The sequence below is a fragment of the Williamsia sp. Y712 genome (assembly GCF_059445525.1).
In genome coordinates, this window is sequence record NZ_JCAIUN010000001.1 from 399809 (window position 1) to 414961 (window position 15153).

Genomic DNA, 15153 nt, shown 5'->3' on the forward strand with positions numbered 1-15153 from the left:
CGATCGTGGAATCACCGTACGTCGAGCAGCCCCATTGCAGGCGCGATCCGCAACGTCAGATCGGCATCAAGAAGTGCTTGCGCGGTGTCCGCAGAACCTGCTTGTCCTTGAGCTGCGCCAACGCCCGCCGGAGTTCGAGGCGGGTGTTGGCCGGCTCGATGACAGCGTCGATGTATCCACGTTCAGCCGCCAGATAGGGCGTGGCCATGGCGGTGTTGTAGAAGTCGATGAAGTCCTTGCGGATCTTCGCGGCGTCTTCCGGTGTGGCGTTCTCGGTCTGCTTGCGCGTCAGGACCGCAGCCGCCGACTCCGCACCCATCACCGCGATCTTGGCCGTTGGCCACGCGAAGTTGAGGTCGGCGCCGAGCTGCTTGCTGCCCATCACCGCGTACGCGCCGCCGTAGGCCTTGCGCAGGACCACGGTGATCTTCGGTACGTCGGCCTCGACATAGGAGTAGAGGAAACGACCCGACCGGCGGATCGTGCCCTTACGCTCCTCGTCCAACCCGGGCAGGATGCCGGGAGTATCCACCAGGAAGATCAGCGGAATGTTGTAGGCGTTGCAGATCCGCACGAACCGAGCGGCCTTCTCCGACGAATCGGTATCGAGCACACCGGACATCGCGTTGGGCTGGTTGGCGACAACACCCACCGACGCCCCGTCGATACGGGCGAAACCGGTGACGATGTTGGGCGCGAACAGGTCTGCGACCTCGTGGAACGCACCGTCGTCGAACACCCGCAGGATGACGTCGCGGATGTCGTAGCCGGCGTTGTCGCTGTCGGGCAGGAAGGTGTTCAGCGAGAGATCACTGTCGGTGACCTCGGGCTCCAAGCCCGGATTGATGATCGGCGCACGCTCGTAACAGGTCGACGGCATGTACTCGAGGTACTCACGGACCCAGTCGAAGGCACCCTTCTCGTCGTCGGCCAGGTGGTGGATGTTGCCCCACGCCGCCTGGTTGTACGAGCCACCGAGGTCTTCGGCCGAAACATCTTCGCCGGTCACCTGTTTGAGCACGTCGGGCCCGGTGACAAACATGTAGCTCTGGTCCTTGACGCCCACCAGGATGTCGGTGTTGGCCGGGCTGTACACGGCACCGCCCGCACACTTTCCGAGGATGACCGAGACCTGCGGGGCCATGCCGGACAGCAGATCGCTACGACGACCCATCTCTGCGTACCAGGCCAGTGAGGTGACCGCGTCCTGGATACGAGCACCCGCCGAGTCGTTGATACCGACCATCGGGCAACCGACCTTGGCCGCCCACTCCATGATCGCCGCGACCTTACGGCCGAACATCTCACCGACCGTCCCGCCGAACACGGTCTGATCGTGCGAAAACGCAGCCACCGGACGGCCGTTGACCATTCCATGACCGGTGACGACACCGTCGCCGTAGCCGCTCTCGGCAGCACCCGGCATCTTGGCCAGCTGACCGATTTCCACGAACGTGCCCGGATCGAACAGCATGTTCAACCGCTCACGCGGCGAACCGATGCCCTTCGCCGCCCGCTTGGCAACAGCCCGCTCGCCACCGGGTTCTTTTGCGGCCTCGAGCTTTTCGCGGAGTTCTTTGAGTTTGCCTGCGGTCGTGTCAGTCACTCGTGTCACTTTCCTGCGAGAGCTCGTCCAACCGGGTGGTCAGATCGGCACCGATTTTTCCAATATAAGGCTCGTCGATGATTGCCAGATGATCGCCGCCGACGTGGATGATCTCGAGATCGTCGACGACCTCACCCCATCGTCCGTCTTCATCGATGTGAGCCCACTGCGGCTCGAGTTCGATTGCACCCTCGTGCATCCGGTCGGCGCGGTAGAGCACAACCTTGCCGTCGAATCGTGTCGGTTCCACGGTTGTCAGTGCCCGGTTGTCGAGGAAGCTGGTGCGCTGGTGCTCGATGATGCCACCGGGGATCTTGGCGTCGCTCATCGCCAGCATCTCCATGATGATGCGGAACTGGCCTTCGTCATCGGCCTCCACCAGGCGGTCCATCGGCAGCGGCGCATCGTCGAGACCGTATGTGCGCTTGGCGAAGTCGTAGTACCGCTGCAGCCGGGCCCGCTTGGCTTCCGGTGTGTCGAGGATCGGCTCAGACGGGCGGACCACGTCGATCAGACCCACAAACGCGACCTCGTCACCCTGCTCGACCAGCATCTGGGCGCACCCATAGGCCAACGCTCCACCCAGCGACCAACCCACCAGCGTGTACGGCCCTTCGGGCTGAACCTCTTTGAGCTTCGGGAAGTACTGCTTGACGCGCTCTTCGATACTGCCCTCGACGCGGTCGAAACCGATCACGGGCACATCTTCGGGCAGCTTCTTGAGCAGCTGTTCGTAGGCCGCGGTCGATCCACCCGCCGGGTGGAACACCAGAACCGGCTTACGGTCGGTCTTCTCAGGAGTACGCAGGTACCGGATGAACCCGTCGACCTGGCCTCCTTCGAGGTGCTCGCGCACGTAGTTCGACATCGTCTCGATGTTGTCGGCGTCGATGACGTCCTCGACGTCGAGCTCACCGCCTGCCCGTTCGGACAGACGCGCGGTCAACTTCTCGGCGGTCTCGTCGTCGAGCACCGGCAGCGGATTGAAGATTCCACCGGCCGACTTGCCCGTGACCACAGCCCACACACCAAATGTCAGGCGCTCGGCGGCATCTCGCGGCGGCACATCGGCGCCGGCAGCAGCAGCGACTTCGGCCTGACTCTTCAGGTTTGCCGGTGCGGCTGCTGCGGGTTGAGCAACAGCTGCGGCAGGCGCAGCCTCCGGCGAAACCACCACCGGAGCAACCTCGGGTTCAGGCTCGGGCTCGGGTTCTGGTTCGGTTGCGCTCTCCGACGTGTCGGAGTTGATGAGCTCGGCCAGCGCGGCAGTGTCGAGTTCGCCCTGACCTTCGGCCTGAGCGGCGAGTGCCTGCACTTCTTCACGATGTTCGACGGCGTAGGTGACGAACTTGACCACATCTTGCAGGTTGGCCTCACGCATCGCCTGCAGCTGCAGTTGCGGGATGTCGAACTCCCACTCGGCGCGGTTCTTGATCCGCATCGCCATCAGCGAATCGAGACCCAACTCGATCAGCGGAATCTCGCGCGGAAGATCCTCGGCCTCATAACCCATCGACTCGGCCACGATGTGGGCCATCCGATCCTCAATGCTCTCACCGGAGTTCGGATCCCAGCGGGCGCCGATCTCATCGCTGACCTCGGGGTCGGTGACCACGGTGTTGTCGACGAAGCCAGAGTTCTTTGCGGCCTCGGCGGCATTCGACAGTGCAGGCACCGTCGGCGCGAGCGGCACACCGGCGGTGACCACCGCGTCGAGCAGCAATCGGAACGACGTGCCTTCCGCGGCATGTACCTGCAGTCCGGCCCCACCGGGATGCGGTGCGAGTGTGGTGGTCAGAGTCGTTGCTCCCACGGGCTCGCCGTAAGGCACCACCGCGGTGACCTGCACATCGGAAAGCACCTGCTCGGCAGCGGCTTTCACCAGTTGGGTCAGATCGGTTGCGGCCGTTGCCGAGACCTGCCAGACGTGCCTGCCATCGGGTAGCGCAACGTGCGAGCCGGGGATACGACCCTCACCGGAACCGCCGGAAATCGACGCGGTCAGCCAGTAAGGCTTGCGCTCGAAGCGGGTCCGCGGGATGGCGGCGAAGTCGCCCTGTCCGAACAGGGTTCCGACATCCACCGGATGCCCGTGCACGTAGAGCTTCATCAGCGCATTGATCACGCCGTAGCTCTCGTCCTCTTTGCGGCGCAGCGTTTCGATCAGTTCGGCATCGTGGATACCGGCACCGAAGGTCACTGCGGCAACGGAGATCAGGACAGCCGGGTTCGGTGCCAGCTCCACAAACGTGGTGTGGCCGTTCTCAACAGCTTTCGACACGGCCTGGGAGAACCAGACACTGTGCCGCAGCCCCTTGGTCCAGTATTCGACGGCGTGCACCGGGTCGCTGCCCGGGCGGTAGAACTCTTCGCGGTCCACCGAGCTGTAGAAGCCGATCTTCGGCGACATCGGCTCGATTCCGCTGAGCTCGTACGCGAGTTCGCCGAGCAGCGGGTCGGTCTGGGACGTGTGGCTCGCACCCTTGGTTGCCAGTTTGCGGCCGAGTTTTCCTTCGCTCTCGGCGCGCGCGACGATGGCATCCACCTGGGACTCCGGTCCACCGATCACGGTGTGGGTCGGCGCGGCATACACGCAGATCTCGAGATCCGGGTAGTCGGCGAGAACACCGGTGATGTCATCGGCGCTGTACTCCACCAGTGCCATCAGCCGGATGTTGTCGCCGGTCAGCGTCGCCTCGGCCTCACCCATCAGGCGCGAACGCTGGCAGATGACGCGCACGGCATCACCCAGCGACAATCCGCCGGTGATGTAGGCGCCTGCCGCTTCGCCCATCGAATGTCCGACCACCACACCGGCATCGGCGCCGTGATGTCGGAGCAGCTCGGCCAGGCCGATCTGGATGGTGAAGATGCCGATCTGTGAGGTCTCGATCTCGTAGTTGACCGAATCGTCGAGGAACTGCTCGACGATCGAGTAACCGAGCTCGTCTTCGATCAGTTTGTCGACCTTGTCGACCGCCGCAGCGAAGATCGGGTTCTCGGTGTAGAGCTGCTTGGCCATTTTGCGATGCTGCGAGCCGAATCCGGACAGCAGCCAGACGGCAGACGCCGGATCCGGTGCGTCACAGGTGTATACGATCGGCGAATTCTTGTTGTCCGCGATCGCACGCATGCCCTTGAGTGCATCTTCGTGGCTGCGGGCCATCACCACCGAGCGCGTACGCCCGTGGTTGCGGTGGGCCAGCGCACGGCCGATGTCTGCCAGCGGCGCGGCCTTGGCCTCATCTGTCTCCAGCCAGTCGGCCAGATCGGCGGCGGCCTTGCGGCGGCGCGACGGCACGAATCCGGAAACGACAAGCGGGACAACCGAACCTTCGACCGCACACGGGGCGAATCCCTCGGTCGGATCGACCTCGGCCACCGCGGTCTCCGCGACCTTCGGGGCCGCGGCCAACTGACCGAGCGCAGCACGCTCGGCCTCGGTGAGGAATTCGTCGGGATCGTCGTCTGCGTCGAGGAAGTCCGCGACCGTGGCCTGCGCAGCCGCCGGTACGTCGACCTCGGTCGTGGCCGGTTCGGTGAGATCTTCTGGGGTCACCTCTCGCACGACGACGTGCGCGTTGGTACCGCCGAAGCCGAACCCGGAGACGCCGGCCACCGCGTGTCCCGAATACCGCGGCCAATCGGTGGCCTCCGGGATCACGTTCAGGTGCAGCGCATCAAATTGGATGTACGGGTTGGGGCCTGCATAGTTCAGCGACGGGGGCAGTTTGTTCTCGCCAAGCGCCAGAACAACTTTGATGAGTCCGGCGGCACCGGCGGCAGCTTCGAGGTGACCGAAGTTGGTCTTCACCGAACCGAGCAGAGCCGGCTTGTCGGCCTCACGCCCCTTACCCACCACGCGGCCGAGCGCATCGGCCTCGATCGGATCACCGAGGATGGTTCCGGTGCCGTGGGCCTCGATGTAGTCGACATCGCGGGGATTGATCGCGGCATCTGTGTAGGCAGTGCGCAGCACCTGAACCTGCGCCTCGGGGTTCGGGGCGGGAAGTCCGTTGGAGCGTCCATCGGAGTTGACCGCCGAGCCCGCGACCACGGCCAGCACCTTGTCGCCGTCCCGGCGAGCATCGGAGAGCCTCTTGAGAACGACCAGTCCGCCACCCTCGGCACGGATCATTCCGTCGGCATCAGACGAAAACGCCTTGATCCGGCCGTCCTTCGACTGCACGCCCAACGAATCGAAGCCGAGTGTCGCGGCTGGGGTGATGAGCATGTTCACGCCGCCGGCAAGCGCCACGTCCGACTCGCCGGAGCGCAGGCTCCGCACGGCCTGATGGACCGCGACCAACGACGACGAACACGCGGTGTCGAGGGCGATCGACGGCCCCCGGAAATCGAAGTAGTACGAAACCCGTCCGGCCACAATGGAAGTGGACGTTCCGGTGAGTGCGTACGCGGCGGTCTCGCCCGCGCCTTCCGGATCGGAGACGGCAAGCATCTGGTAGTCGTTGGTGGAACTGCCGATGAAGACACCGACCTGACCACCCTTGAGGTCGCTGGCCGGGATGTGGGCGTGTTCGAGCGCCTCCCACGTCAGTTCCAGCGCCAGGCGCTGCTGCGGATCGACCATCTCGACCTCGCGCGGCGACATCTGGAAGAAGTCGGCGTCAAAGCCCTTGACGTCGTCGAGGTAGCCACCATTGAGGTTCGCCTCCGCGAGGACCTTCGCGATGCGGGGTTCGGACTTGAACTCCGTCCAGCGATCCTCCGGCAGTCCACCGACACCGTCGCGCCCGTTGATCAACAGATCCCACGTCGACTCCGGTGTGTGCCCGGCCTTCGGAAAACGGGTTGCCACACCGACGATGGCGATGTCGTCGTCGGCGCCACGTACCCGCTGATAACGCTCGGCATCATCATCGTCATCGAGACCCTCATCAGGATCACCCTCGATGATGCGCTTCGCCAACGACGCAATGGTCGGATGCTGGTAGGCAACCGTGGCCGTCAGGATCACACCGGTCTTGTCCTCGATGTCACCCGACAATGCGACCGCATCCCGCGACGACAGACCGAACTCTTCCATCGGCCGGTCATCCGATACCTGATCAAGCGGCAGCCCGGTGGTGTCGGAGACCCAGCCGCGCAGCCACTCACGCAGCTCCGAGACCGTCATGTCCCCGGCCTTCTCGTCATCATGGAGCGCGACACCCGAATCGGTGTCCGACCCCACCGGCGACACGTCAATGTCACCGTCTGAATGCGAGCCGTCTCCCGGCCCGAAACCGGAGCCCGGCAATTCATCGTCCGAGTTCAAAGCACCGGGCTCGTTATTCAGTTCAGGCATCGGGGTTTCCAAACTATTGGTTCTCAATCGGCGCGTCGGGGAACGCGGTCTGCTGGTAGCCACCGCGCAGGCTCCCGTCGATGTACGCCGCCTTACATGCCCGTCGGGCGATCTTGCCACTGGAGGTTCGCGGGATCGAGCCGGCCGGGACCATCAACACATCGCGCGCCATCACGCCGTGTCGCTGTGCGATCGCGGCGCGGACGGTGTCCGCCACTTCCTGTGGATCGACCTTTTTGCCGGGCCCACGCTCGCCAACGATGACCAACTGCTCAGATGCGTCATCGGCGTCGAACTTCAATCCGCTGGCGGAGTTCGCGAACACCACCTCCGGCAACTCGTTGGCCGGCACCGCGAAGGCCGCCACAAAACCGGGGCGCAGTGCCGGGCTGGCCTCCTGCGCCGAGAACTCGAGGTCCTGCGGGTAGTGGTTGCGGCCGTCGACGATCACCAGATCCTTGACACGACCGGTGATGTAGAGCTCGTTGTCGTACCAGACGCCGTAGTCACCGGTCTTCATCCACTTGGCACCCTCCGGGGCGCCGACACTGTGGCTGCCCTCCGGCAACGGGTTCGCCAGGGTGTTGTTGAAGGTTTCTTCGGTCTCTTCCGGGCGACCCCAGTAACCGTGCCCGATGTTCATGCCGTGCAACCAGATCTCACCGACATGTCCGTCGGGACGCTCCGTGGCGGTCTCCGAATCGGCGATCACGGCCCACTGGCTCACCGAGACCTGCCCACACGACACCTGCGCCACCGCACCCGGTGCGTCCTGGTCGACAAGCTTGAACTGGCCGCGATTGAGTTCATCGCGATCGACATAGATGATCTTCGCCTCGTTGTCGCGCTTGGTCGACGAGACGAACAGGGTGGCCTCGGCCATGCCGTACGACGGCTTGATGGCCGTCTTCGGGAGTCCGTACGGGCCGAATGCGTCGTTGAACTTCTTCATCGAGCTGACCGTGACCGGCTCGCTGCCGTTGATCAGACCGATGACGTTGCTCAGGTCGATGTTCTCGCCGTCCTTCGGCACGCCGCGCACGGCGGCATGTTCGAAGGCGAAGTTGGGCGCCGCAGCAAAGGTGTCCGCGCGGTCGGCCATCGCCGCGAGCTCCTGGATCCAGCGACCCGGGCGGCGCACGAACGCCTGCGGACTCATGATCGTGATGTATTTGCCACCCAGCGCAGGCAGGATGACCGTCAGCAAGCCCATGTCATGGAACATCGGCAGCCAGGTCACACCACGCGAGTTGTGGTCGAACTCGATCGCATCGATCATCTGCAGCGCATTCGCCGCAACGGACTCGTAGGTGATGATCACGCCGGCCGGGACCCGGGTCGAACCCGAGGTGTACTGCAGGTACGCGGTGTCGTGCAGCTTCGGCGTCGGACGCACCCAGGTCTCCCCGACCGAATCGGGAACGGCGTCGATGGCGATGACGCGGGGACGGTCCTTGGCGGGCAGCGGTTTGAAGAAGTCACGTACCGCTTCGGCAGACTTCGTCGAGGTCAAGATCGCGGACGGCTTGCAGTCGGCCAGCACCGCGGTCAGCCGATCGGTGTGCCCGGGCTCATCCGGAGAGAACAGCGGGACAGCGATGTTGCCTGCGTAGAGCGCGCCGAAGAAACCGATCACGTACTCGAGCGACTGCGGGGCAAGGATCGCCACCCGGTCACCGGGCTGGGTGACCTGCTGCAGCCGCGCTGCGATCGCGCGCAGGCGCTTGCCGAACTGTGCCCAGGTCAGATCGATGGCCTCGCCGTCACGCTCACGGCTGTAGTCCATGAATCGATACGCCAGGGTGTCGGCCTGCTCGACGACATTGCGCTCCACGTAGTCGACCAGAGTCGCGTCTTCGGTGAAGAACAGATTGCCGTTCTCGTCCAAAAACTGGTCAAACTCGTTGTTCATTCGCACTCCTGATAGCGGCCGGGGCGCCGGCCCAAATCGGGTCACCGCTGTCGCACTCCGCCGTCGGCGTCATCTCGGCACGGTTGCCGATCTCTACCTTCGGATTCGTCTCCAACAGGGTTCCCTACTTTTCATGTCAAGCCAAATAGGACTCGAAGCCATGTCGACCCGAGCCAAACCCTTCACATCCTACCGGCGACGGTGCCCATCACATGAACACCACCCGCCGTCGGCACCCGTCTTCGCCGGATGGCCGAAAGACAACCTACGCCACTGCGACGCGGGTCGCCCCTACTCTCCTTTGAGAAGCGGGATGATGGGCGCGAACGCGTCCATCTGAGTCGGGAAAACTCCGACGTACGACATCGTGGTGCGCCGGCGTACCTCACGGATCTGATCGGCGATCTGCTCGAACGAGCCGAATGCCAGGTACGGCGACTCCAGGATGTCCTCGACCGAGAGCTTCACATCCATCTCGATGTTCGGCGGATATCCCTGGTCAAGAGCAGCAAGGGCCATCTCTGCGGTGGCCTCGCGATCGTCGGTGATGACAATCGTGGCGATCGTCCAGTTCAGCTCGATCTCGTTGAAACGCTCACCGGCCGCCTGCCGGATCCGGTCCACCCGCTCGACCGTTTTCTGCATCGTCATATCCGAGAGCCGCAGCTTGCCTTCGGCGGTGGTGCCGGTCGCCACGGAGATGATGTCGGCGTGCTTGGCGGCCAGCGCCAGCATCTTCGGACCACCACCACCGACCGCGATCGGAGGCCGCGGGCCCTGCCGTGGCCGAGGGCTGCCGACGAGCCCCTTGATGTTGTAGAACTCACCTGAGAAGTTGACCTCTTCGCCCCGCAACAGGCCGTCCAGGATGGTCAATGACTCATCCAGACGACGAATGCGGACACCCGGCGACTCGAACTCGATGCCGGCCTTGTCGAACTCCTCCTTCATCCACCCCGCCCCGATACCGAGCTCGAGGCGCCCCTTCGACAGCACGTCGATGGTGGTGGCCTCTTTGGCCAGCAGCGCGGGATGACGGTAGCCATTGGCCAGCACAGACGTCGCGAGTCGGATTCGGTCGGTGGCCTGGCTCAGTGCACCCAGGGCCGCAAGCGGACCGACCTGGTTGCCGAGGTGATCCGGCACCGCGAAGGTGTCGAAACCGTACTCCTCGGCGGTCTGCGCGAGTTTGACGAACTTACGGGCACCACCCTCGTCACGGTTGCCCTCGCCGCCTGCTCCGAATCGGAACTTGCGCAGACCGGAGTCCGCCGCAGCTGACGTCATCTTCTCTCCTACCTAGTACGCATTGCCCGCGGCCATCGGCTCAACCCGACGCCGCGCGGTTCGGCGTCACACGTTACTTCCGCAGCCAGGCGGTTCAAAATGGTCGGACAGGGCCAGACGGGCTATTCGTGCTTGGGGAACGGCGCATCGTCGATCACGCCGCGCGCCCAGTCGGTCATCCAGACCGTCGCGGGCTGACCACCGTTGCTCCAGTACTGCGTTGTGTTGTACATCGCGTGGATCGGATTGTTGATGGCCCCCATCAACTTGTTGATGCCTTCGAGGGGGTTGGTAATCGTCGGCGCATCACAGATCAGATCGCCGGGCGCGCACAGCGAGTACGTGCGATCGGTGAGTTCACCGAAACCACCGGGCCGCGGACCGGTCAGATCGATGCCGGGGATCGGCAGGATGTCGAGGGCGATCTCCGCCCCGACCCCGGTCGGATTGGGGCCGACGTTCTCCGCCTGGTTCGGCTGCCTACGACCATCGGCGATCAGGCCGACGCCCAAAACCAGATCCTGGGCGATGGGGCCATTGCCGTTGCCGATCTCGCCGGCGATGTCACCCACGATCACCGCACCCTGCGAAAAGCCCATCAGCACAAAGCTGGTCAGTGGACACTCCGCATTGACCTCCGCGATTTTCGCCCGGGTCTTCTGCGTACCCTCGGCGCGCGAGACGTCGTAGTCGGCCTGCCGGTCCTGCAGGTTCGTCGGATTCCGGAATTGCGCGACGTACGGAACGGTGTAGACGTCAGCGCGCGACGAATCGAATTCATTCGACAGCGGACCAGAAACCTTGAGCATCAACGACTGCGGATTCGCGGTCGGGTTATAGGCGTCGTCGTCGCTCGCCGACTCCCACGTACCCGGGACCGAGATCACCTGCACATCGGGACAATCGGCCGGTTGCGCGGTGGGACGCGGCACCGAACTCGTCGTGTCCTGCGTCGGGCCTTCGGGCCCAACGGGTTCCGGCTTGAGCAGGTTGATGATCAGGATCACCACGAGGATGACCGCGATGACGCTGAGAATCCCCAGACCGAGGATGGCAAAGAGCAGCAGTTTGCCCCGCTTGCGTTTCTTGGGTGTCATTGAATTCGGCCGGTCAGCAGAGCTTCGACTCGGCGGCCTTGATCACCTTGTCGGCGTCAGAGTTGGCCTTGGCCTCATCAGTCGTACCCGACCCGACGATCGGCACCACGAAGATCTTGACGTTCGCGGGCGGAGTCCCCTGCTTCTTGCCCTCACAGACGGTCTGGCCCGCACTGATTGCCAGCGCGTTGTCGGGGTCGTTGGGGATCTGCACACCCTGCTTCTTCAGCTCGGCGAGGTACGCCTGCGTCTTGTCGTCGGCGTCGACGCCCACGGGGACCTGCGCGGAAGCCGGTCCGGTTGCCGGCAGACCCTCGGTGTCGTCGGGTTGTGCCTTGCTGGTCACCTTTGTCGACGTCACTGCCGACGACGGGGCACTCTCACTCGGTGAGGGCTCCGCGCTGTTGGTGGCGCTGACCGGGCTGCTGGAGGTGCTCACCGCACTGGTGGGCGCCGAAGCCGTCGAGTCGTCGTCACCACACCCCGTGGCCAGCACAGCTGTCACCAGCAGTGCTGCGCCCACGGTCACGGCCCGAATGATGTTGCCTGTCATGTCACTTCCTTCTCCGGCGCCCCTCGCGGGGACGTCGTCTGTGCGGTCTGGTGCCCGAAGGCCTCCGCCAGGCTACCGAAACGATCTGAGGGAATTATTTGACCGTGACAACGCCGTTGACGTTTTCGATGGAGCCGCCTTCGAAACGCACCCTGGTTCCGCCGGTGATCGGCTCCTCGTCGCTGATGGGGTAGCCGAGCTTTCCGTTCTCGTAGCCGGCCTTGCCCCACGCATCGAAGATCGGTCCGGGTGCGATCGCGAAGGCACCCTTGGCCGGGGTCCAGTAGATGTTGCCGCCATCGAATGCGGTGAGCTTGCCGCCCGCCTTGAGACCGATCTCATTGGTGGTCGGGAAGCCCAGCCAGCCACCTTCGTGGCCGAGCGCAAGGTACTTGTCAAAGATCATGCCCTGCACCGAATGTGCGCCATTGGCAGGATTCCAGTAGTACGCACCGATCTGGAAGGCCTGCACTCGGCCCTTGCCACCCGGGGTGTCGATCTCATCACCGGTCGGGTACTTCAGCGGTCCGCGTTCATAGCCACTCTTGCCCCAGTCGGCGAGAATCGCGCCGCCGACAGCATGGGCACCGGTGGTCCGGGTCCAGTAGATGTTGCCGTTCTGGAAGCGGTTGAAGCGTCCCACCTTGTCCGGTGTGGCCAGTTCACCACTGGTCGGGAATCCGAGCCAGCCACCGGGACCACCTGCGGCCACATAGGCTCCGCCGATGCCACCGCCCACGACCTGGGCGCCGGTCTTGGCCGACCAGATGATCCGGCCGCCACGGAAGTCCTGAGCGCGACCACCGGGCACGTCATATTCCGGGGTGAGGCACTCTCCGAGCGAAGACTTGTTCGTCTTGTACACCGGCGCGATCGCGCCACTGGTGCTGCACGCCGGGCGGTCGGCAGCGAGCCCGAGGGCTCCGGCCGCCTGCGGCCATGCCTGTTCCATCTCGAACTGCCAGTACGGCCAGGTATGGGTTCCCGAGTCGCGGTAGACGGCCTGCGCACGGATACCGAGTTGATTCAGACGGCTCGCGAACTGCTGCGAGGTGACCCGCGAGAGAACTTCGAGTCCCACGCCCGCGTAGTTGGTGGCCAGGCCGGGGATGGTCGACAAGGTGTCGTACTGGCCGACCAGACCGTTGCCGGACGACACGTAGAGACTGGTGCCTGCCAGCTTTTCGGCCATCACATACGGGTCGTGTTCTTTCCAGGCCGGATCGGTCGGCGGCCCGAACATCTTGGCGGCGTCGTAGCCGCCGGCATCGTTCACCGCGAACTGGATGGCCTGCGGCATACCGAACGAACTGAGCTGGAGGATGCCGGAGAACGACGCGGCGAACTTGAAGAACCCGGGGTTACGCGCAGCGAGCATCATCGCCGCCGAACCGCCCATGGACAGCCCTTCGACGCCCCTGACATCCGTCGAACGCCATTGCTTCTCGAGGAGCGGCGGCAGTTCCTTCGTCAGGAACGTCTCCCACTTGTAGTTCTTGCCGTTGTTCGGCTCTTGCCAATCGGCGTAGAAGCTGGATTCACCGCCGATGGGCAGGACGACGTTGACGTTCTTGTCCTTGTAGAAGTCCTCGACGTTGGTGTTGATGATCCAGCCGTTCTGGTCTTCCTGCGCGCGCAGACCGTCCAGCATGTACATCTGCGGGAAGGTGTTCGACGGCCGGTAGTTCCAGTCCCGCGCCAGCAGCAACTGCACCTGGATGTTGGTGCCCATCGCGGGCGAGTAGACCCACATCGCGACGCGGCGATCGGAGTACCAGAAGGTGTTGGTGATCTTGACACCCGGAACTTCGACAGCAGGAGCGCTGTGTACCGGCCCAGGGGCCGCATGGACAGGCGCGGCCACCGCGGTCGATGTTCCCAGCACTGCGGACACTGCCACTGCGCCGGCGATCAGTCCCATTGCGCCGCGCACAAATCTCTGCCGCATGTACCTCTACTCCTCAAGTCACGATCAAAACCAGATCTCTGGCCGAACTCCGCTGCGCACCTGCTTCGCACACCGGGTCGAACTCCGTCTCGCTACGTCTCCGAATACCGGTGAGCAGAAAAAAACAGAACGCCCTACGTGTTTCATACACGTAGGGCGTTCGGTTTTGAGGTTGCCACACCTGTTACTGGTGTGATTTTTGTGACCAGAGGGTCACGGGCGAACTATCCGCGGAACCATCCGTCGTTCAGTGCGCGCCACATCATGTCCTGCCAGTAACCCCACGCGTGAGTGCCCTGGAGCGGGTAATCGGTGGTGAGCTTGACGCGGTTGACGAAGGCTTGGACCTCGAACGCACGGGTCTGCGCCAGCGCAAGCGTTTCGAGCGGCACGCCCTGCACGATGCTGACCAAATTCTCGTTGACGTTGTGCACACCCGGGATACCGGTACCGGAGCCGACGCGAACATTCAGACCTTGCATCTTGGTGATCTGCACGAACGGGTCGTTGTCGTACCAGCGGGTGCTCCACGGCGGACCCCACATGCTGTCGGCGTTCCACGGTCCGCCGTCGCCGTCAAGGAGTGCAACACGGATGGCCGACTTCATACCCGGCGCCGAGAGGTTCAGGTAGCCCGACATCGAGAAGGCGTGGGAGTAGTTCTGCTTGTTGTTCGCGGCGATGACCAGGGCCGCGTTGCCGCCCATCGAGATTCCGGCGATTGCGTACTTGCCCGAGGGCCCACGCAGTCCGCGCTCATCCATCCCGTTCACCAGCGAACGCGTGATCACGCAGTTCCACTTGTAGGCGTAATCCTGGCCATTGAAGTTGCTGGGCGCATTCCAGTCGCTGTAGAAGCTTGCGGCGCCACCGATGGGCATGACCACGTTGACGCCACGGTCGACCATGTTCTGAATATTGGTCTCGTGCTCCCAGCCACTGACGTCGTTGGTTGCGCGGAGGCCGTCGAGCATGACAACGGTCTTGTAGTTGCCGGGCTTGGTCCACGACCGGACCTTCACCGCACCGGGCATACCGCAGCCGTCCGCATACCACTGCGAAAAGCCTGATCCGGTGCCCCAGGCGGCGGCGGTTCCGGTACCGGCGACAACGCCGACTCCGGAGATGGTCGCCACTGCGGCGAAGGCAGCGACGAATCGCTTACCGAATCCCGCTCGCCCGAAAGGTCTGCGTACGCGCATCGAATGTAACTCTCTTTCTGTCCAGCACCGCAGCCATCGGCTGGGGTGCCTTGGAAATCAATCGGCCACGAGCACTCCGGTGGACCACCAGGCCCCTCAGCTGTTACACAGCTTGGCGACACATGGGTCTCGCACTCCGGCAACGAACGGAGCCTATTGGATAGGCCCCGGCCTGACAAACCCTACGGCTGGATTCATCGCGCCCCGAACTACATCGCGACCTGCCAAAATTCAGGTTCT

General features: G+C 63.9%; 8 protein-coding genes. All 8 read right to left on the reverse strand.

Features of this window, described 5'->3' with window-relative positions:
• Window positions 1–55: 55 nt before the first annotated feature.
• The 8 genes from AC1D75_RS02035 to AC1D75_RS02070 all read right to left on the reverse strand — a co-directional run bounded on the left by AC1D75_RS02035 (window position 56) and on the right by AC1D75_RS02070 (window position 14913).
• On the reverse strand, window positions 56–1606 hold the full coding sequence (locus AC1D75_RS02035; RefSeq protein WP_495513652.1) for an acyl-CoA carboxylase subunit beta: 1551 nt from the start codon (window positions 1604–1606) through the stop codon (window positions 56–58).
• Complete coding sequence (gene pks13 / locus AC1D75_RS02040; protein ID WP_495513653.1) at window positions 1599–6914, reverse strand: polyketide synthase Pks13; 5316 nt, start codon at window positions 6912–6914, stop codon at window positions 1599–1601. Before pks13 ends, AC1D75_RS02035 begins: the two co-directional genes overlap by 8 nt.
• A gap of 13 nt (window positions 6915–6927) precedes the next feature.
• Complete coding sequence (gene fadD32, locus AC1D75_RS02045) at window positions 6928–8826, reverse strand: long-chain-fatty-acid--AMP ligase FadD32 (RefSeq protein ID WP_495513654.1); 1899 nt, start codon at window positions 8824–8826, stop codon at window positions 6928–6930.
• Between the two features lie 291 nt (window positions 8827–9117).
• On the reverse strand, window positions 9118–10113 hold the full coding sequence (locus AC1D75_RS02050) for an LLM class F420-dependent oxidoreductase (protein ID WP_495513655.1): 996 nt from the start codon (window positions 10111–10113) through the stop codon (window positions 9118–9120).
• Window positions 10114–10235: 122 nt separating this feature from the next.
• Window positions 10236–11210 (reverse strand): cutinase family protein, encoded by a 975-nt coding sequence (locus AC1D75_RS02055; RefSeq protein ID WP_495513656.1) that lies wholly within the window; start codon window positions 11208–11210, stop codon window positions 10236–10238.
• Window positions 11211–11223: 13 nt separating this feature from the next.
• A complete protein-coding gene (locus AC1D75_RS02060) occupies window positions 11224–11763 on the reverse strand; it encodes a DUF732 domain-containing protein (protein ID WP_495513657.1) in 540 nt (179 codons plus the stop codon).
• Between the two features lie 94 nt (window positions 11764–11857).
• Window positions 11858–13711, reverse strand: coding sequence for an alpha/beta hydrolase-fold protein (locus AC1D75_RS02065; RefSeq protein WP_495513658.1), 1854 nt, complete (start codon window positions 13709–13711; stop codon window positions 11858–11860).
• A 224-nt stretch (window positions 13712–13935) separates the two neighbouring features.
• Window positions 13936–14913 carry an alpha/beta hydrolase gene (locus AC1D75_RS02070; RefSeq protein WP_495513659.1) on the reverse strand — a complete coding sequence of 326 codons (978 nt, stop codon included), beginning with the start codon at window positions 14911–14913 and terminating at the stop codon, window positions 13936–13938.
• Window positions 14914–15153 lie beyond the last annotated feature (240 nt).